Here is a 19,427-nt window from a genome sequence, read left to right on the forward strand (position 1 = left end):
CCAATTTTCTACACGGTGAACCAATAGCGGATGATATGAAAGAACAGCGGCGCTGCGAAGGTGATGGAATCCAGACGGTCGAGCACGCCGCCGTGACCCTCGATCACATAGCCCCAGTCCTTGGCATTGAGATCGCGCTTGATGGCGGAGAGCACGAAACCACCGAAGAAGCCGGCGACGACGATGACCGTGCTGATGGCAGCTGCCTGCAGCGGCGAGAACGGCGTCAGGCGATATAGCAGTGTTCCCACGAGGATGGCCGAGGCGCCGCCTCCGACCAGCCCTTCGATCGTCTTCGACGGGCTGATGTTCGGCGAGAACCGGTGCTTTCCGAGGAGCTTGCCCCAGACATATTGGAAGACGTCGCTGAGTTGCACGACCACGACCAGATAGACGAGAAGAAGTGCCGGCGGGGTACCGGTCTCCAGCATGAGGAGGGCGGGAGCATGGCTGATCGAATAGACCGTCAGCATCAATCCCCATTGCACCCTTGCGCTGCGGGCGAGGAATTCGTTGACGTCGCCGGTCAGGGTCGCCACCGCCGGCAGGATCAGGAAGGCATAGACCGGGATGAAGATGGAAAAGAGGCCGTACCACTCGGTTCCGAGCAACACGTAATGGATCGGCAGGACCACGAAGAACGACAGGAAAAGCGCCACATGATCGCCGCGTCGCGATGGCGTCAGCGTCCAGAATTCGCGAAGCGCCATGAAGGATAGAAATGCGAACAGCGTGACCGTCGACGTTTCGCCGAACAGGATCGCGCCGCCAAAGACTGCGACCATGATCCACCAGGAGCGGATGCGGGCGTTCAGATTATGGACGGTGGCGACGGAGCCGGGCTCCGTCGCGCGTCGCTGAAGGATGAAACCGATGGAGGAGGCGACGGCTAGCAGGCCGAGGATAGCGGCCAGCACGAGAGAGAACATACTGGTCATGCCGTGTGTCCCCCATCCGCGAGTTCGATGACGGCGGCACGGGCGCGCGCCAGGAATTCAGCCTTTTCCTCGCCCGGTTCGACGCGCAGCGGTTTGCCGAAGCGTGCCGTGCAGGTGATCGGCACGATCAGCATGCTTCCCTTCGGCAGGATGCGCTGGAGGTTGTCGAGATGGATCGGCACCAGATCGACATCGGGCAAACGGCAGGCAAGGCGAAAGATGCCGCTGCGGAACGGGGCGATCTCATCGGTGGTGCTTCTCGTTCCTTCCGGGAAAATCAGGACTGAGCGCCCCTCCTCAAGCAGGCGCTCTATCGGAGCCAGGGGGTCGGTATCGGGCAGAGGCTTGCGGTCTATCAAGACGGCGCGCAGGCCTTTCTCCGCGATGAAACGGCGAAAGGCGCTCGTTCCCCAATAATCGCGCGCCGCAACCGGATGGGTCATCCGGCGCACCGGCCAGGGCAAGGCGGCCATGACGGCGACGGTATCGATATGGCTGTTGTGATTGGCGAAATAGATGCGGCGGCTGGGATCGGGCGCGCAGCCCCGCCACTCGCTTCGGGCGCCGACCAGGATACGGACGAGCAGCACGAGAAACCGACGGATAATCGCGATCATAGTCTCTCCAGGGAATGTTTCAGCCTCAACGTGCGGGTGATGCAGGTGACGAGGCTGCCGGCCGCGATGATCGCGGATGCAAGGATCAGCGACCAATGGCTGGGGGATATCAGCGTCTCAACGCTCTGGGCAAGGAGACCCGCTGTCAGCACGGCCATGCGGCGTTGCTTGGCCATGATGCCGCTGAAATCCTGCGGCAGGCCCACCGATCCCCCGAACACCCTGATATAGGCAGTAAGGGCTGCGAGCAGCGCACACAACCAGCCAAGCCAGCCAAACCCGCAGGCATAACCAGCCGCGATCAGAAACAGGCTGTCGGCGACCCGGTCGGGGAATTCGTTGTAGATCGGCCCGCTCTTGGTTTTCTTTCCACCCTCGATCGCGACCATTCCATCCAGCAGATTGCAGACGAGCCGCAGTTGTACCGAGATCGCGGCACAAACCATGGCAATCGGATGTGTTGTGAAAACAATGAGCGCTGCGCCTATACCCGCGAATACGACCGATAAAAGCGAAATGCCGTTCGGTGTCGCGCCGCTCCGCGCCAGCCACGCGCTGAGGCCGATGGCCCAGGACGACGACCGGCTCGCGATCGGTCGCCGAGAGGCGTCCTCTTCTTCCCCCATTTCATGTCCCCCAACCCCAATGATGCTTGCATATCCTGCCGATGTCCTCACGCCAAGATATAACACCTTGTAAATCCAGCCCATCGCCTCAGCGCTTCGGCGAGCATGGGTCGAACAGCCTGATTTTTAAGCCCGTTTACCGCTTGACACATTTTTGGGCGCTACTATGATTTTTGAACCAAATGGTAAAAAAAAGGGGAGCAAAACAATGACCAAAGACATGCTGATCTCACGCCGGGCAGTGATTGCGTCGGGCATTGCGCTCGGCGTCAGCGGCTTCGCCCCGCTGGCAAGGGCGGCTGCGCCACTGAAGGTTGCCGGCATTCATGCGTCGCCGGTGGAAAATGCTTGGAATTCCTGTCTGCACAAGGCCCTGCAGGACGCGGCTAAGGAAGGCATGATCGAATATGTCTTCTCCGAAGGCGTCTCCGGCACCGATTATCCGCGCGCCATGCGCGAATATGCCGAACAGGGCAACAAGCTGATCATCGGCGAGGCCTATGCGGTGGAAAAAGAGGCCCGGCAGGTCGCAGCCGACTATCCCGATACCGCTTTCGTGCTGGGTTCGAGCGGTGAGCAGGCCGGCGACAATTTCGGCGTCTTCGGCACCTGGAACCATGACGGCGCCTATCTTGCCGGCATGCTGGCGGGCAAGATGACCAAGTCGAATGTCGTCGGTTCGGTCGGCGCCATTCCGATCCCCGAGGTCAACATGCTGATCAACGCGTTCGCGGCGGGCGTCAAGGCGGTCAATCCCGATGCCAAGCACCTCGTCTCGTTCATCGGCACATTCTTCGATCCGCCGAAGGCCCGCGAAGCCGGTCTTGCCCAGATCGATGCCGGCGCCGACATCCTGTTCGGCGAGCGCATCGGCACGGCCGATGCCGCCAAGGAACGCGGCATCAAGTCGGTCGGCTCGCTGATCGACTATACGCCGCGTTATCCCGATACGGTGTTCGCCAACGCCATGTGGTATTTCCGCCCGATCCTGAACGCCGCCATCGCCGATGTCGCGGCCGGAAAGCCGGTCGGCAGGAACTACACCTCTTACGGCCTGATGAAGGAAGGCGGCAGCGACATCGTCTTCGTCAAGGGTGTGGCGCCCGCCGATGCCGAGGCTGCGATGGAAGCCAAGCGGGCGGAGATCAAGGCCGGCACCTTCGAAGTTCCGAAGATGATGGACGAGCCGAAGTAATTCGGATCATGCAGGGCGATGCGACGGATCTGGCGGCGGCGATCAGGCGTGGCAAGCTGAGCGCTGCGGAGGCGATGCAGGCTTCTCTTGCCGCAGCCGTGCTGCAGGAGCCACTCGGCGCGGTCGCCTATCTCGATGCCGCCATGGGCCTCGCTTCGGCCGATGACCGCGACAGTGAGCGGCAAAGCGCGCCCGATCGCTTTGCGGCAAGGCCCTTTGCCGGCGTGCCGACCTTGGCAAAGGATCTTGGCGGCCCCTTCGCCGGGCTACCGGTCACGGCCGGTTCCTACCTCTTCGAAAGAAAGGGCAGCGAAGCGGATTCCGATCTCGCTGCTCGTTTCCGCGACGCCGGCTTCTGCCTATTCGGCCTGACGACCAGCCCAGAATTCGGCCTGTCGCTCGCCAGCGAACCGGCGATCGGGCCGATCTGCCGCAATCCGCTCGATCCGGCACGGACCGCGGGCGGCTCTTCCGGCGGTGCGGCGGCAGCCGTTGCCGCCGGAATCGTCGCCATCGCGCATGCCACCGATGCCGGCGGCTCGATCCGTGTGCCCGCCGCCTGCTGCGGCCTCGTCGGAATGAAGCCGACGCGCGGCGCCATTCCAGGCGGGCCATCCTTCGGCAACCACTTGGCCGGTATCGCGAGCGAACTCGCGGTCTGCCGTTCGGTGCGGGATACGGCGCTGATTTTCGACAGGCTGAGCGGCAAATCGCGAGGACCTTTTCCCGACCCCTCCCCTGTCGATAGCGATAACGGCCGTTTGCGGATCGGCCTGCTTGCCGATACCGGCTCGGCCTATCCGACCGACGGTGATCGGCTCGCAGTCGTCGAGGCTGCGGCCCGTGCGCTGGAGAGCGACGGACATGAGGTCGTTCCGCTCGCCTGGGCCGAGTTCGAATGGAGCGTCGCCGCCGGCGGCCGCGCCTTCGCCGATATCGTCTCCGTCAATCTGGCTGCACTTATGAAGGCGACAGCACTCGATGAAAGCAGGGCCGAGCCGCTGACGCAGGCCTTTGCGGCGCGCGGACGGGCGCTTCCGGCGACATCACTCTGGAACAGTCTGAACGATGCCGTTCTGGTGAGCCGTAACCTCTGGGCGCTGTTCGACAGGGTCGATTGCATCCTCATGCCGATGCTATCTTCCGCACCTCTTGTGATCGGCTCCTTTCCATCCGATCATGCCGACACGGATCTGCATCTCGAGCGGATGACGGCATTTGCGCCGCTTGCCTGCCTCGCCAATATTTCGGGTTTTCCTGCTTTGACACTGCCTTTCGGACAGGATGAGCATGCTATGCCGCTGCCGGTGCAAATCATGGCGCCGATGGGTCACGAGCCGCGTCTGCTGTCGCTTGCCGCACGCCTGGAGGCCGAGGGGCGATGGCAGCACCGTTTTCCCGTTGCGGGATTGCCGTCATGACCGGGCCTGTGCTGGAAATTATCGGCGTCAGCAAGCGCTTCGGCGACAATCTGGCCAATGACGATATTTCCATGACGCTTGCCAAGGGCGAGGTCGTGGCCCTGCTTGGCGAGAATGGTGCCGGCAAGACCACGCTGATGAGCATCCTTTTCGGCCATTACATGCCGGATGCCGGGCGAATTCTGATCGAGGGTGCGGAGGTTCCGCAGGGCAAGCCGCGTGCGGCGATCCGCGCCGGCATCGGCATGGTGCATCAGCATTTTTCGCTGGCGCCGAATCTGACCGTTCTCGAAAACGTCATGACCGGCACTGAAAGACTGTGGTCCTGGCGCTCGGGAACAACAGCGGCGCGGAAGAAGCTGCTCACAATTTCCGAGCGCTTCGGCCTCAAGGTTGATCCGGATGCCCGCCTTGGCGACTTGTCGGTCGGCGAGCAGCAGCGCGTTGAGATCCTCAAGGCGCTCTACAACGATGCCCGCATCCTGATCCTCGACGAGCCGACGGCGGTGCTGACCAACATCGAGGCCGAGCGGCTGTTCACGACGCTGAAGGAAATGGCCCGCCAGGGGCTGTCGCTGATCTTCATCTCGCATAAGCTCGACGAGGTCATGGCAGCGGCCGACCGCATCGTGGTCTTACGCGGCGGCAAGATGGTCGCCGAGCGCAGGGCGTCGGAAACCAGCAAGGCGGAACTTGCCGAACTGATGGTCGGACGCCGCGTGACGCGGCCGGTGCGCGAGCCGTCGACACCGGGCGCCGTTGCCCTCGAAGCCGCCGATGTGACGGTGCGCATCGGCGGCATCGATCGGCTGAAGTCGATCAGCTTCCGGCTGCACCAGGGCGAGATCCTCGGCATCATCGGCGTTTCGGGCAATGGCCAGGCGACATTGGCGCATCTTCTCTCCGGGATGCTGGCGCGTAGCGGCGGCGACCTCATGTTGTTCGGGGAAGCCATCGGCAATCTTGGTGTTTCCGATGTCGTCGACGCCGGCATCGGCCGCATTCCCGAGGATCGTAACGAGGAGGGCGTGATCGGTGAAATGGCGATCTGGGAAAACGCCGTGCTGGAGCGCATCGCCTCACCGGGTTTTTCGCGCCGTGGCCTCGTCAACCGCAAGGCGGGCATGGCCTTTGCCAGGGAAATTATCGACGGATTCGATGTCCGCGGCGGCGGCCCGGCCATGCGCACCCGGCTGCTCTCGGGCGGCAATATGCAAAAGCTTATTCTCGGCCGGAACCTGCATCGGCGGCCGCGCATCCTGATTGCCGCGCAGCCGGCGCGCGGTCTCGACGAAGGGGCCGTGGCGGCTGTCCACGCCCGCCTGCTCGAAGCCCGCCGCCAGGGTACCGCCGTGCTGCTGATCTCGGAAGACCTCGACGAGGTGATCGCGCTTGCCGATCGCATCCAGGCGATCGTCGGGGGGCGCCTGTCTCCGCCCGTCGAGGCCGAAAGCGCCGGTGCCCGCAAGCTGGGGCTGATGATGGCCGGCGAATGGCAGGAAACCCCAGAGGCCGGCCATGCGATTTGAGCGCCGCGAGCACCGTCCGCTTTACCTGCTGATCGTCACGCCTGTGATCGCGGTGATTGCCGCGCTGGCGCTGGCCGGCATCCTGATCGCTATTGCCGGCGCACCTGTTCTCGATGCCTATTGGCGCATCCTGACCGGTGCTTTCGGCTCGCGCCTCTCGGCAACCGAAACGCTGACGCGGGCAACGCCGCTGATGCTGACAGGACTTGCCGCCGCCGTCGCCTTCCGGGCGCGGCTCTGGAATATCGGTGCCGAGGGTCAGTTCTATCTCGGCGCCATCGCCGTTGCCGCGGCAAGCTCGAAGCTGTTCGGCGATCTTCCCGCCCCCATCCTCATTCCGCTGCTGCTGCTGGTCGGCGCCATTGCCGGCATGGTGCTGATCCTGATCCCGCTCTGGCTCAGGCTGCGCTTCTCGGTCGATGAAGTCGTCACCAGCCTGCTCCTGAACTTCATCGCCGTGCTGTTCGTCTCGATGCTGATCGATGGCGTTCTCAAGGATCCGCTGGCCTTCGGCTGGCCGCAGTCGCAATCCGTCAGCGATCACGCCATGCTGCCGAAGCTGATCGCCCGCTCGCGCCTGCATATCGGCTTTGCGATTGCAATCGCGCTGGCTGTTGTCGTCCATTTCATCCAGTCGCGCACCGTGTTTGGCATGCAGTCGCGCGCCGCAGGCCTCAATCCCACCGGTGCAGTCTTTGCCAGCGTCCCGCTCGGCAGAACGCTGGTGAAGGTCGCCTGTCTCTCCGGCGGGCTTGCGGGGCTCGCTGGAGCGATCGAGGTCATGGGCGTCAAGGGTTATGTGACGACCGACCTGTCGCCGGGCTTCGGCTATGCCGGTATCGTCGTCGCCATGCTCGCCAACCTCGATCCACTCGGCGTTGTCTTCGCCGCCATTTTCACCGCCACCATGTTCGTGGGCGCGGATGGTATGAGCCGCGGCCTCGGCATCCCGACCTATATCGCCGATGTCACGGTGGCGCTGTCGCTGCTGACGATGCTGATCGCATTGTTCTTTACCCAATACAGGATCCGGCAATGATGCAACTGTTCGACATCATCGCTTCATCAGGGCTCTGGGCGGCAATCCTGCGGATCGCCACGCCGCTGATTTTCGGCACGCTCGGCGCACTGCTTTGCGAGCGCGCCGGCGTGCTCAATCTCGGCATCGAAGGCATCATGACCTTCGGTGCGATGATCGGCTGGCTTTCGGTCTATCACGGCGCCGATCTCTGGACCGGCCTGCTGATTGCGGCGGTGGCCGGCGGCGTCTTCGGCCTGCTGCATGCGGGGCTGACGGTAACGCTCGGCCTCTCCCAGCATGTCTCCGGTCTCGGCGTCACGCTGTTTGCCTCCAGCTTCAGCTATTATGTCTTCCGGCTAATCGTGCCGCTTGCCAATACCCCGCCCACCATCATGCCGTTCCAGCCAATCGCCATTCCGGGTCTCTCGACATTGCCCTTCATCGGGCCGGCCTTCTTCACGCAGACGGCGCCGACCTATCTGGCGATCGGCATCGCCCTGCTGATGGCCTACGTCATCTTCCGCACGCCCGTGGGGCTTGCAATCCGCATGACCGGCGAGAACCCGCATGCAGCCGAAGCCCAGGGCGTCAATCCGATGAAGGTGCGCTATGGCGCGGTTATCATGGGAAGCGCGCTGATGGGAATGGGTGGCGCTTTCCTGACACTGTCGGCCTTCAACAGCTTCTTTCCCACAATGGTGCAGGGACGCGGCTGGATCTGCATCGCGCTCGTCGTCTTCGCCTCCTGGCGGCCGGGCCGCGCGCTGTTCGGCGCCCTGCTCTTTGCCTTTTTCGACGCCTTTCAGCTTCGGTTGCAAACCGCACTCAGCGGGCTCGTGCCCTATCAGCTATTTCTGATGACGCCCTATATCCTTTCCATTGCCGCCCTTGCCGTCATGGCCCGCCGCGCCCGCGTTCCACAGGCGCTGATGCAGCCCTATCGGCGCGGCGAACGCTGAACCTATCCTTTCCAATGAGGCTCCGATGCTCGATCTGATCGTCAGAAATGCAAATCTCCCCGATGGCCGAAAGGGTATCGATATCGGCATCCAGAGCGGCAAGATCATCGCTGTCGAGCCCAATCTCCAGGCGCAGGCAGGAGAAGAGATCGACGCGACCGACCGGCTGGTCAGCCCGCCCTTCGTCGATCCGCATTTCCATATGGACGCCACCCTGTCGCTCGGCCTGCCGCGCATGAACGTATCCGGCACGCTGCTCGAGGGCATTGCGCTCTGGGGAGAGTTGCGCCCGATCGTGACGAAGGAGGAACTGGTCGATCGTGCGTTGCGCTACTGCGATCTGGCGGTGACGCAGGGGCTGCTCTTCATCCGCAGCCATGTCGATACCAGCGATCCGAGGCTGGTGACCGTCGAGGCGATGATCGAGGTTCGCGAGAAGGTCGCGCCCTATATCGATCTGCAGCTGGTCGCCTTTCCCCAGGACGGTTATTACCGCTCGCCGGGCGCAATCGATGCTTTCAACCGCGCCCTCGACATGGGCGTCGATATCGTCGGCGGCATTCCGCACTTCGAGCGGACCATGGGCGAAGGTACGGCGTCGGTCGAGGCGCTCTGCCGCATCGCCGCCGATCGCGGCCTGCCGGTCGACATCCATTGCGACGAAACCGACGATCCGCTCTCTCGCCATATCGAGACGCTGGCTGCGGAAACCATCCGCTTCGGCCTGCAGGGACGTGTCGCCGGCTCGCATCTGACCTCGATGCACTCGATGGACAATTATTACGTCTCCAAGCTCATTCCGCTGATGGCGGAGGCTGCGATCAACGTCATCCCCAATCCGCTGATCAACATCATGCTGCAGGGCCGGCACGACACCTATCCGAAACGCCGCGGCATGACCCGCGTGCGGGAGCTGATGGATGCCGGGCTCAACGTTTCCTTCGGGCACGACTGCGTCATGGACCCCTGGTATTCGATGGGATCGGGCGACATGCTGGAGGTTGGACATATGGCAATCCATGTCGCGCAGATGGCCGGCATCGACGACAAGAAGAGGATCTTCGACGCGCTGACCGTCAATTCGGCGAAGACGATGGGACTTGCAGGCTACGGCCTGGAAAAGGGATGCAACGCCGACCTCGTCATCCTTCAGGCCAGCGACACGCTGGAAGCGTTACGGCTGAAGCCGAACCGACTGGCGGTGATCCGCCGTGGCGAGGTCATCGCCCGCTCGGCGCCGCGCATTGGCGAGCTCTTCCTCACCGGGCGCCCGGCACGGATCGACGGCGGCCTGGATTACGCACCTCGTTATTGAAAGGCGGCGGAAAGAAGGGGGCTGGAAGTCGCGACCTCCTCAATCCGTCTTTGCCAGGAGCCTATTTCTTCGAAGCCTCATAGAGCGCCTTGGTTTCGGCGCTCATCGGATAGAGGCCGGGCAACGGCGTGCCTTCATCGATCCTGGTCATGATCCAGGCTTCCATGCGCTCCTGTTCCGGCGCTTCGGTCAGCACGGCGTCGAGCAGATCGGCCGGGATCAGCACCGCGCCGTCCTGGTCGACGACGATGATGTCATCGGGGAAAACAGCCACGCCGCCGCAGCCGATCGGCTGCTGCCAAGCGACGAAGGTGAGGCCGGCGACTGAAGGCGGTGCTGCGACGCCGCTGCACCAGACCGGCAGGTTGGCATCGAGCACGCCGGCAAGGTCGCGGACAACGCCGTCGGTGACGAGTGCGGCAACGCCTCTCTTCTGCATGCGGGCGCAGAGGATATCGCCGAAGATGCCGGCATCGGTGACGCCCATCGCGTCGACGACGGCGACACAGCCCTCCGGCATCGCCTCGATCGCGGCGCGCGTCGAGATCGGCGAGGCCCAGGATGCCGGCGTCGCCAGATCTTCGCGGGCCGGCACGAAGCGCAGGGTGAAGGCAGGGCCGACGATGCGGGGCTGGCCGGGCTTCAGGGGAACGGCGCCGCGGATCCAGACGTTTCGCAGGCCCTTCTTCAAAAGAACGGTCGTCAGGGTCGCCGTCGAGACGGCCTTGAGGGTTGCTATCGCTTCAGCGCTGAGAGCCATCGGTTATCGGTTCCAATTCGGTTTCTGTCAGATGCTCTGGATCATGCCGCCATCGACGCGGATCACCGAGCCGGTGAGATAGGAGGCAGGTTCGCTCGCCAGGAAGGTGACGACATTGCCATATTCTTCGGGCCGGCCATAGCGGCCGAGCGGAATGCTGCCGGTGCTTTCTGCGACGACGTCATCGATGGAGCGGTTTTCGCGTTTGGCCTTCTGCTCGTCGAGGAAGGTGATGCGGCCGGTGGCGATCCGGCCCGGCAGGACGATGTTGACGGTGATGCCGTCGCGCCCGACCTCGCGCGCCAGTGTTTTCGACCAGCCGACCAATGACAGGCGCAGTGCCTTCGAGATGCCGAGATTGGGGATCGGCGCGACCACGCCCGACGAGGTCGAGGTGACGATGCGCCCCCATTTGCGCGCCCGCATCTCAGGCAGCACACGATCGGCAATGGCGATGACGGAGAGCACCATGCTCTGGAAATACTGGTTCCAGAGCGTCGGATCCTGGCCGGAGACGGTGGTCGGTGGTGGGCCGCCGGTATTGTTGACAAGGATGTCGACCGGTCCGAACTGCCGTTCGATTGCAGCGACATGCGCATCGATTGAATCGAGATCGGAAAGATCCCATTGTAGTGCCAGCGCCTTGCCACCTTCGGATTCGATCGCAGCCGCGGTCTTCTCAGCGGCGGCGAGGTCGATATCCGCTGCGGCAATTCTGGCGCCTTCGCGCGCAAGTTTGACGGCAATCGCGCTGCCCAGTCCGCCGCCGGCGCCAAGCACCAGGGCGGTCTTGTCCTTCAGGCCGAAATCCATTCCATCCGTCTCCTCAATGATCGGCCATCCTTCGGAGCAATGGACTATAAATAAAATATCGCTTCTGCTTCGTTCAAGAGATAGAAAAACTATCGATGGACACGCGTTTTCTCGAAACCTTCATTGTCGTTGCCGAGCGGCACTCGCTGGCGGAAGCCGCCCAGCGGCTGAACCTCACGCCTGCGGCCGTCGCCCAGCGCATCCGCGCATTGGAGGCTGAGCTCGGGGTGCGGCTGCTGGTGCGCTCCGGCCGCGTCATGCGGCCGACGGAGGCGGGTTTTGCCATTCTCGAACGCTGCAGGGATCTGGTGCGCGATACACGCGACCTGAAGGCGATGGCCGGCACCGCGACGATTTCGGGCGAGATGCGGATCGGGGCGATCAATACGGCGCTAACCGGTCTTGTTCCCGACATTCTCCACCGTCTCGCCCAGGACTATCCGCTGATCGAGATCTTCCTCAAGCCGGGCGCTTCGATGGACCTCTATGCCGAGGTTTTGAACGGCGGGCTGGATGCGGCCTTCATCATCGAACCGCGATTTCCGATACAAAAGACGCTGACTTTCAACAAGCTGCGCCAGGAACCCCTGGTGCTGATCGCTCCGCGGGACTGCGAAGGCGCGGATCCGCTCGAACTCCTGCAGACCCTGCCCTTCATCCGTTACGACCGCAACCAGTGGGGCGGCCACATCGCCGAGGAATATCTGCGCGAGATCGGCATCCATCCGGTCGAGCGTTATGAGCTTGACGCGCTGGAGGCGATCGCGGTGATGGTAGACCGTGGTCTCGGGATATCGATCGTGCCGGTTGGGCGCCGCCCTGGCCGGCTGGGCTTAATATCCTCAAGCTGCCCCTGCCCCGCTCGTCCGCCGTGCGCACCGTCGGCATCGTGGTGACGCGATCCTCGCCGAGGACAAATCTCGTCGCCGCGCTTCTGGAAACCAGCCGCGCGGCGATGGGAGCCTGATCAATTTCAGGCGATCTTCTGGCGGACCGGCAGCTTCCAGCCGGGCCGGACGAAATGGCAGGTATAGCCATTCGGAATCCGCTCCAGATAATCCTGGTGCTCGGGTTCGGCTTCCCAGAAATCGCTGACCGGCACAACTTCGGTGACGACCTTGCCAGGCCACAGGCCTGATGCATCGACGTCGGCGATCGTATCCCTGGCGACGCGCTCCTGCTCAGGAGTGACGTAGAAGATCGCCGAGCGGTAACTCAAGCCAACATCGTTGCCCTGGCGGTTGCGCGTGCTCGGGTCGTGGATCTGGAAGAAGAATTCGAGGATTTCCCGATAGCTGATCATTGCGGGGTCGAAGATGATCTCGATCGCCTCGGCATGGGTTCCGTGGTTGCGGTAGGTGGCATTTGGCACATCGCCGCCGGTATAGCCGACGCGGGTCGAAATCACGCCCTTGTATCGGCGGATAAGGTCCTGCATACCCCAGAAGCAACCACCGGCGAGGACTGCACGTTCTTCGGTCATTGGATATCTCCTTTTCCGCAAGAGATAGTATCTCCTGCCGCCGATTTCCACTCGGGGCAATCAGCACAGCTGTGCAATTTCCCTGCCGATACGCCCGATCCTGTCATGTCGATGTTACGCGCCGGCGCTAGCAAAGCCTTGGACAATCCTGCGGAGGCTGAGCCTCGACACCTGATGGAGACGGTTATGAATAGACGCGAATTTCTGATCACATCGTCAGCTGCAGCCGGTCTGCTGGCTCTTCCGCGTTTCGCATCGGCTGCGGCCGGCACGATCGATCTCTACAGCGGTTCGGATGCCAACATCGTCGACCTCTGGAACAACGTCATCCGCCCGGCCTTCGAAAAGGCGCATCCGGGTGTTGCGCTGAAGGTGACCGATGCCGGCGACAATAATGGTCTGCGCGCCATCGCCGACCGTGCGCTCGCCGCACTGAAGACGAAGACCAATCCGCAGGCTGACGTTTTCGAGCAATTCGATCCGCGCCTGCCGTCCGGCGGCATCGATGCCGGGCTCTGGGTCAAATTCTCCGCCGAAAACATCGAAGGCTACGACCATATCAACCCGCTTGCCTTCGATACCCCCTACTCCCTTCCCTATCGCGGTTCGCAGGTGCTTCTCGCCTACGACACGACCAAGCTCGATCCGAAGGATGCGCCAAAGAGCTGGGATCAGCTCACCGCATGGATCAAGGCCAGTCCGGGCCAGTTCATCTACAACAGACCCGACAAGGGCGGTTCAGGCGGAAATTTCGTCCGCCGCGCGATCCATGAGGCCAATGGCCGCGATCCGAAGAAGTTCAAGATCGATAATTTCACAGCCGACTTCGCCACTGAGACGCTGACGCCGGCCTGGAAGATCCTCAACGACCTCGCGCCCGCGCTCTACGACAAGGGCGCCTATACATCAGGCAACACCCAGTCGATCCAGCTGCTCGCCCAGGGCGTCGTTACCATGGTGCCGGTCTGGTCGGACCAGGTGCTGCAGGCAATCTCGCAGGGCGTGCTGCCTGATACAACCGGCCTCGTGCAGCTTACCGATCTTGCCCTTTGCGGCGGCTTCTCCAGCATCACCGTCTTCTCGAACGGCGCCAACAAGGATGCGGCGCTGAAGCTGGCTGCATTCATGCTGACGAAGGAAATGCAGGAAGCGATCATCACCGAGATCGGCGGCTTCCCCGCCATCTCGTGGGACCACATTTCCGACGACCTCCGCAAGAAATATGCCGACGTCATTCCGTCGACCATCCCGACCTTCCCGGGCGGCGATTGGGAAAAGGCGATCGCCGACGGCTGGTACCGCAATGTCGCTCCGGGTATCAGCCGCACCTGATGTCCACTGACACTGCGCCGGCGGTTCTGCGCCGTCACCCGTTCATCAACAGGGGGAGCTCGATCGGGCTCCTCCTCGTTGCCCTGCCGGTCTTCCTGCTCGCATGGCTGATCGTCTTCCCGATCTTATCGGCGGTCTTCGGCACGATTTTCGTTCGAGGCCCCGACGGCGCGACGCAGTTTTCGCTTGCCTCTTACCGCTTCTTCTTCACCGACGGCTACAGCCTCGGCAATCTGTGGCTGACGCTCTGGACCACTGCCGTCTGCGGCATTCTGCTTCTGGCGATCGGTCTTCCAATCGCGCTTTACCTCCGGTTCTCGCAAGGACGCCTTGCCGCCTATGTGCAGGCTCTCGCGATCTTCCCGATGTTCGTGCCGTCGATCATTCTGGCCTATGCGCTGATCCGCACCATCGGTCCGAACGGCACCGTCGACCTGCTGCTGAATGCCATCGGCCTGCCCAAGCTGCGTACGCCCTATCTGACGCCGTGGGGGCCGGTCATCGGCCTCGTCTGGGACAATCTTCCCTTGACGGTGCTGATGCTGACATCAGGGCTCTCCTCCGTCTCGAACAGCGCCATCGAAGCCGCCCGCGATGTCGGTGCAAGGCCGCTCCGGGTGTTCATCTCGATCATCCTGCCGCGCATGGGCAATTCCCTGCTGGTGACCGCGTCCTTCGCCGTGCTCGGCATCTTCTCTGCCTTCACCCTGCCCTATGTGCTCGGCTCGGCATCGCCGGAGATGATGGGACCGTTCATGCAGCGCACCTTTGCCGACATGAACGACCCGCTGAACGCCATGACCCAGGCCGTCATCACCTTCGGCTTCTGCCTAGTCTTCGGCATTCTCTACATCAGGTCGATCGCCCGCAACCGCGAGGCCCGGCCATGAGTGCCGGCAGATCGAGCTTCGGCCTGCGCTTCGACTGGATCGGCTTGCTCTTCGCCTGCCTGCTGACGCTGTTCATCGCGCTGCCGCTGATCGTCGTCGGGACATGGGCCTTCACCGAGATCTGGCGTTACCCCTCGGTGATCCCACAGCAGTTCGGCCTGCGTTTCTGGGGCCAGACGTTGGCGCGTCCGGATGTCTGGGACGCGCTCTTCCTCAGCTTGCGGCTGACCGCCACGGTGACCATTCTTTCCGCCGTCATCTGCCTTCCCGCGGCTTACGCCTTCGCGCGCATGCGCTTTCCCGGCAGAAACATCCTGTTCCTGTCGTTCCTCTCATCGCATGCCTTTCCGAAATTCGGCCTGCTCGTCGCCATTGCCGGCATCTTCCTGCAGCTCGGCCTGATCAGCACCTTCTGGGGCGTTGTGTTGATCCAGCTTGTCGGCACGCTGATGCTGATGATCTGGATTCCGGTCGCAGCCTTCCAGAATGTCGACCGGCGCATGGAAGAGGCGGCGCGCGATGCCGGCGCAACCCCGCTGCGCGTCTTCTGGTCGATCACCCTGCCGCAGGCCGCACCGACGATATCAGCAGCACTGCTTTTGACCTTCGTCGGCACATTCTACGAGACCGAAGGCGCCTGGCTAATCGGCGCGCCTCAAGTCCGCACCATGCCGGTGCTAATGATCAGCTTCATCAACAATCAGATCGTCGTGCAATACGGTGCCGTACTGTCAGTCATGCTGTGGGTGCCGTCCTTCATCGCGTTGATGTTTGCCCGCCGGGTGATCGGCACCGGCGCCTTTGCGAGAGGCTTCGGCGCCTAAGGCATCGCTTATCAGGAAAGGGTTTGAGAATGGCACATCTTTCGATCGAGGGCGTTTCGAAGCTGTTCGGGACCACCTTTGCCGTTCGCGACTTCTCGCTCGAAGTGAGCGATGGCGAGCTCGTCTGCCTGCTCGGCCCATCCGGTTCCGGCAAGTCGACGCTTCTCAGAATGATCGGCGGTTTCGAGCGCCCGAGCGGCGGAACGATCCGCATCGATGCGAAGGATGTGACGGCGCTGCCGCCCGAGCGGCGCCCGACCGGCATGGTGTTTCAGAGCCATGCGCTCTGGACGCACATGGATGTCTTCAACAACATCGCCTTCGGCCTGAAGCTCCGCCGGCTGCCGAAAGCGGAGATTCGCCAGCGTGTCGAGGATGCTTTAGCCTTGGTCGGTCTCGCCGATTACGGACGGCGGATGACGACTCAGCTCTCCGGCGGTCAGCAGCAGCGCGTCGCGCTTGCCCGCTCGCTCGTGCTCGAGCCGAAGATCCTTCTGCTCGACGAGCCCTTCGCCAGCCTTGACCAGCATCTGCGCGAAAGGCTGCGGGAGGAAGTGCGCGATATCCAGCAGCGCCTCGGCATCACCACGCTCTTCGTCACCCATGGCCAGGACGAGGCCTTAGCGCTCGCCGACCGCATCGTCGTCATGCGCGACGGACGCACCGAACAGATCGCGCCGCCAAGCACTATCTACCGGCAGCCGCAGACAGCTTTCGTCGCCGGTTTCATCGGCTCGATGAATTTTGTCCAGAGCCGCGTTAGAAACGGTGTCTGCGAGCATCCGCTGTTCCCGCTTGCGGTTCCCGTCGAGGATGGGCCGGTGACGCTGGCCGCCCGCCCGGAAGCGCTGACGATCCGTTCCTCGGACCGCGTCGATGCCGCGACAGTCCATCGCATCGTCGATTTCGGCACCCACAAGATGGTCGATGTCGATCTTGCCGACGGCACCCGTCTGAAGGCGATGATGGCGCCGGACGATCGGATCCGGGCCGGGATGAGGGTCGAGCCGTGCTTCTCCCGCTTTTTTATCTTCCGTCACAACGAGCTTGTGCATTCCGAGTTGCAGATCCTGCCGCAGTACCCCGGTGAGCGAATCAAGTCGAATACATGCCTTTGATTCGGCATGAGCGGCGCTTCAGATGTTGACTGTGCCGGCTCACGCCGTGTGATCTGATACCAGGTCGGTGTTTTCGAACTAAAGTTAAAGTTTATTCTACTTTTTCCATAGGCTTTTTATGTATCCGTGGTTGTGCGGAGCGACCGCCATTTCGATTATCTGAAACAATTCAAATAGAAATGCGCGAATCTTACACGAATGCATTCGTACATTTACATATTATAAATGTCTTCATTTAAGAATTGGCCCTATCAAAAGTGATGGTATTTGATGGCTTCCCGCCTGCAATAATTGGCCATTGTGAAACTATGGAGGAATGAATGTTGGGATTTGGCGCAGGCGCCGATGCAAGGGCCGTTCTCGAAGCGATGAGCAAGTCTCAGGCGATCATCGAGTTCAAGCTGGATGGTACAATCATCACCGCGAACGAAAACTTTTGCCGGGCGCTCGGTTATCAGCTTTCCGAAATCGTCGGTCAACATCATCGCCTCTTTGTCGATCCGGCTGAGGCAGCCAGTTCCGACTATAAAGACTTCTGGGCAAAACTAGCGCGCGGCCAGTTCGATCAACGGCAATATAAGCGCATCGGCAAGGGCGGCACGGAGGTCTGGATCGAGGCCTCCTACAACCCGGTCATTCGCGGGGGCAAGCCGTATAAGGTCGTCAAATTCGCGACCGATATCACCGCGCAGAAGCTCAAGGCGGCCGAAGATAGCGGTAAGCTGAACGCCATCTCGCGCGCCCAGGCAGTCATCGAGTTCACTCCGAAAGGCGATATTCTCACCGCAAATGAGAATTTCCTGACGACACTCGGCTACGAACTGGCGGAAATCCAGGGCAAACATCACTCGATGTTCTGTGAGCCAAGCTATAGCAACAGTGAAGACTATCGTCGGTTCTGGACGAAGCTTGCCGCGGGAGAATTTGTTGCGGATGAGTTCTTGCGCATCGGCAAGGGCGGCAAGAAGGCCCATATCCAGGCATCATACAATCCGATCTTCGACATGAACGGCAAAGTGTTCAAGGTCGTCAAATTTGCGACCGATGTCACCACGCGCGTCGGAAATGTCGACCAGCTCGCGGGAGCGCTAAAAGCTTTGTCAGAGGGCGATCTGATGCAGACCATCGCCATGCCCTTCCTGCCCGCCTTGGAGAAGCTGCGCGCTGATTTTAACGACGCTTCATCGAAGCTTCGCGTTACATTGCAGACAATCTCGCAGAACGCTGGCGCCATCGCTGCGGCATCGCAACAAATACAATCCGCCTCGAACGATCTGTCCAAGCGTACCGAGCAGCAGGCTGCTTCCGTCGAGGAGACGGCCGCTGCGCTGGAGGAGATCACAACCACCGTCGCTGATTCCAGTTCCCGCGCCCAGGAAGCAGGGCAGCTTGTTCGCAAGACCAAGGAGAACGCGGAAAATTCTGGCAACATTGTCAGTCAAGCCGTCGACGCGATGGGCAAGATCGAAAAGTCCGCCAGCGAGATCGCCAACATTATCGGCGTGATCGACGAGATCGCATTCCAGACCAATCTTCTGGCGCTCAATGCAGGTGTTGAAGCGGCCCGGGCCGGCGACGCTGGCAAGGGCTTCGCCGTCGTCGCTCAGGAAGTTCGCGAACTCGCCCAGCGATCGGCCAAGGCGGCAAAGGAAATCAAGGAGCTGATCAACGCCTCGAACGAACACGTCAAAAGCGGTGTCACATTGGTTGGTAACACCGGCAAGGCATTGCAGGAAATCGTGACCCAGGTCGTCCAGGTCAACGGTAATGTCGGCGCCATCGTCGAAGCCTCCAAAGAGCAGGCAACGGGTCTCAAGGAAATCAACACCGCCGTCAATACGATGGACCAGGGCACACAGCAAAATGCCGCCATGGTCGAGGAGACGACGGCCGCGGCGCATAGCCTTGCCAAGGAAGCAGATCAACTCTTCGATCTCCTCGGTCAGTTCAACATCGGGACAGGTGCCGGTGCACCTCGCGCCGTCCCGGTTGCAGCCGACCGGCATTTGCGGGCTATGCCGTCGCCAGCCCGTCAGATGACGGCGAAGGTTGCCCGAGCATTCAGCGGCAATGTGGCGCTCAAAGGCGGCGACAGCTGGGAGGAGTTTTGATGGCGTCGACATCCAAAAATCGCGATGGACGCACGTCTCTCGAAATCATTGCATTCCAATTGCATGGTCAGAGCTTCTGTATCGAAACCACCTCCATTCGAGAGATCCGTGGATGGGCAGCTTCGACGCCGATCCCGCACGCGCCGCCGGAAATGGTCGGCATCATTAACTTGCGAGGCGTCGTCATTCCCACCATCGACTTATGTCGCAAGCTGGGGATGCCTTCGTCGGAAGCGACCGAACGCAGCGCAATCGTGGTCGCCGAAGTTCACGGCAAACCGATCGGCCTTATGGTGGATCAGGTCACCGATATGCTTTCGATCAACGCCGATGATCTGCAACAGGCTCCAGAGATTGTCAGTTCGCCGGACCGCTCATACTGTGAAGGAATTATCACTCACCAGTCTGGGATGATTTGCTTCCTCAGCTTGACCCGGATGTTCGCTGACGATGACGAAGCATTGGCCGCTTAGAT

Annotated in this window: 18 protein-coding genes and 1 pseudogene; 13 read left to right on the top strand and 6 right to left on the bottom strand. The window is 61.8% G+C overall.

What is annotated here, in order from left to right:
* Nucleotides 1–8 precede the first annotated feature (8 nt).
* Genes N1937_RS27355 through N1937_RS27365 form a run of 3 tightly spaced genes read right to left on the bottom strand, consistent with a single transcriptional unit; the run spans nucleotide 9 to nucleotide 2,181 of the window.
* On the bottom strand, nucleotides 9–938 hold the full coding sequence (locus N1937_RS27355; protein ID WP_260060113.1) for a phosphatidate cytidylyltransferase: 930 nt from the start codon (nucleotides 936–938) through the stop codon (nucleotides 9–11).
* Nucleotides 935–1,555, bottom strand: a complete 621-nt coding sequence (locus tag N1937_RS27360) for a lysophospholipid acyltransferase family protein (protein ID WP_260060114.1) — start codon at nucleotides 1,553–1,555, stop codon at nucleotides 935–937. Before N1937_RS27360 ends, N1937_RS27355 begins: the two co-directional genes overlap by 4 nt.
* Nucleotides 1,552–2,181 (bottom strand): CDP-alcohol phosphatidyltransferase family protein, encoded by a 630-nt coding sequence (locus N1937_RS27365; protein ID WP_260060253.1) that lies wholly within the window; start codon nucleotides 2,179–2,181, stop codon nucleotides 1,552–1,554. Before N1937_RS27365 ends, N1937_RS27360 begins: the two co-directional genes overlap by 4 nt.
* A 208-nt stretch (nucleotides 2,182–2,389) precedes the next feature.
* Between N1937_RS27365 and N1937_RS27370 the strand changes: the two genes are divergently transcribed.
* Genes N1937_RS27370 through N1937_RS27395 form a run of 6 tightly spaced genes read left to right on the top strand, consistent with a single transcriptional unit; the run spans nucleotide 2,390 to nucleotide 9,621 of the window.
* Nucleotides 2,390–3,376, top strand: coding sequence for a BMP family protein (locus N1937_RS27370; protein ID WP_130705739.1), 987 nt, complete (start codon nucleotides 2,390–2,392; stop codon nucleotides 3,374–3,376).
* A gap of 8 nt (nucleotides 3,377–3,384) precedes the next feature.
* The gene (locus tag N1937_RS27375) at nucleotides 3,385–4,797 is read left to right on the top strand and encodes an amidase (RefSeq protein WP_260060117.1); all 1,413 of its coding nucleotides are present in this window, start codon (nucleotides 3,385–3,387) and stop codon (nucleotides 4,795–4,797) included.
* Nucleotides 4,794–6,326 (top strand): ABC transporter ATP-binding protein, encoded by a 1,533-nt coding sequence (locus N1937_RS27380; RefSeq protein ID WP_260060254.1) that lies wholly within the window; start codon nucleotides 4,794–4,796, stop codon nucleotides 6,324–6,326. Before N1937_RS27375 ends, N1937_RS27380 begins: the two co-directional genes overlap by 4 nt.
* Entirely contained in the window at nucleotides 6,316–7,365 is a 1,050-nt protein-coding gene (locus tag N1937_RS27385; RefSeq protein ID WP_260060118.1) for an ABC transporter permease, read from the top strand. Before N1937_RS27380 ends, N1937_RS27385 begins: the two co-directional genes overlap by 11 nt.
* Nucleotides 7,362–8,306 (top strand): ABC transporter permease, encoded by a 945-nt coding sequence (locus N1937_RS27390; protein WP_260060119.1) that lies wholly within the window; start codon nucleotides 7,362–7,364, stop codon nucleotides 8,304–8,306. The genes N1937_RS27385 and N1937_RS27390 overlap by 4 nt, the downstream gene beginning before the upstream one ends.
* A gap of 25 nt (nucleotides 8,307–8,331) precedes the next feature.
* Nucleotides 8,332–9,621 carry an amidohydrolase family protein gene (locus N1937_RS27395; RefSeq protein WP_260060121.1) on the top strand — a complete coding sequence of 430 codons (1,290 nt, stop codon included), beginning with the start codon at nucleotides 8,332–8,334 and terminating at the stop codon, nucleotides 9,619–9,621.
* 61 nt (nucleotides 9,622–9,682) lie between these two features.
* Here N1937_RS27395 and N1937_RS27400 read toward each other — a convergent pair whose 3' ends face one another.
* Nucleotides 9,683–10,381 (bottom strand): ribonuclease activity regulator RraA, encoded by a 699-nt coding sequence (locus tag N1937_RS27400; RefSeq protein ID WP_260060123.1) that lies wholly within the window; start codon nucleotides 10,379–10,381, stop codon nucleotides 9,683–9,685.
* 27 nt (nucleotides 10,382–10,408) lie between these two features.
* Nucleotides 10,409–11,194, bottom strand: coding sequence for an SDR family oxidoreductase (locus N1937_RS27405; RefSeq protein WP_260060125.1), 786 nt, complete (start codon nucleotides 11,192–11,194; stop codon nucleotides 10,409–10,411).
* A 95-nt stretch (nucleotides 11,195–11,289) separates the two neighbouring features.
* On the opposite strand from N1937_RS27405, the pseudogene N1937_RS27410 reads away from it, so the two are divergent.
* Nucleotides 11,290–12,161, top strand: a pseudogene (locus tag N1937_RS27410) (LysR family transcriptional regulator).
* A 6-nt stretch (nucleotides 12,162–12,167) separates the two neighbouring features.
* Here N1937_RS27410 and msrA read toward each other — a convergent pair.
* A complete protein-coding gene (gene msrA / locus N1937_RS27415) occupies nucleotides 12,168–12,677 on the bottom strand; it encodes a peptide-methionine (S)-S-oxide reductase MsrA (RefSeq protein WP_260060127.1) in 510 nt (169 codons plus the stop codon).
* Nucleotides 12,678–12,863: 186 nt separating this feature from the next.
* On the opposite strand from msrA, the gene N1937_RS27420 reads away from it, so the two are divergent.
* From N1937_RS27420 to N1937_RS27445, 6 genes are all read left to right on the top strand, one after another.
* On the top strand, nucleotides 12,864–14,009 hold the full coding sequence (locus N1937_RS27420; RefSeq protein ID WP_260060129.1) for an extracellular solute-binding protein: 1,146 nt from the start codon (nucleotides 12,864–12,866) through the stop codon (nucleotides 14,007–14,009).
* The gene (locus N1937_RS27425; RefSeq protein ID WP_170256905.1) at nucleotides 14,009–14,899 is read left to right on the top strand and encodes an ABC transporter permease; all 891 of its coding nucleotides are present in this window, start codon (nucleotides 14,009–14,011) and stop codon (nucleotides 14,897–14,899) included. Before N1937_RS27420 ends, N1937_RS27425 begins: the two co-directional genes overlap by 1 nt.
* Nucleotides 14,896–15,723 (top strand): ABC transporter permease, encoded by an 828-nt coding sequence (locus tag N1937_RS27430; RefSeq protein ID WP_017969194.1) that lies wholly within the window; start codon nucleotides 14,896–14,898, stop codon nucleotides 15,721–15,723. The genes N1937_RS27425 and N1937_RS27430 overlap by 4 nt, the downstream gene beginning before the upstream one ends.
* Before the next feature lie 29 nt (nucleotides 15,724–15,752).
* Complete coding sequence (locus tag N1937_RS27435) at nucleotides 15,753–16,841, top strand: ABC transporter ATP-binding protein (protein ID WP_162116671.1); 1,089 nt, start codon at nucleotides 15,753–15,755, stop codon at nucleotides 16,839–16,841.
* 320 nt (nucleotides 16,842–17,161) lie between these two features.
* Nucleotides 17,162–18,952, top strand: coding sequence for a methyl-accepting chemotaxis protein (locus N1937_RS27440; RefSeq protein WP_260060131.1), 1,791 nt, complete (start codon nucleotides 17,162–17,164; stop codon nucleotides 18,950–18,952).
* Nucleotides 18,952–19,425: a chemotaxis protein CheW gene (locus tag N1937_RS27445; protein ID WP_131665805.1), complete on the top strand. Its 474-nt coding sequence runs from the start codon at nucleotides 18,952–18,954 to the stop codon at nucleotides 19,423–19,425. The genes N1937_RS27440 and N1937_RS27445 overlap by 1 nt, the downstream gene beginning before the upstream one ends.
* Nucleotides 19,426–19,427 lie beyond the last annotated feature (2 nt).

The sequence above is a fragment of the Rhizobium sp. WSM4643 genome, assembly GCF_025152745.1.
Taxonomy (GTDB): domain Bacteria; phylum Pseudomonadota; class Alphaproteobacteria; order Rhizobiales; family Rhizobiaceae; genus Rhizobium; species Rhizobium leguminosarum_I.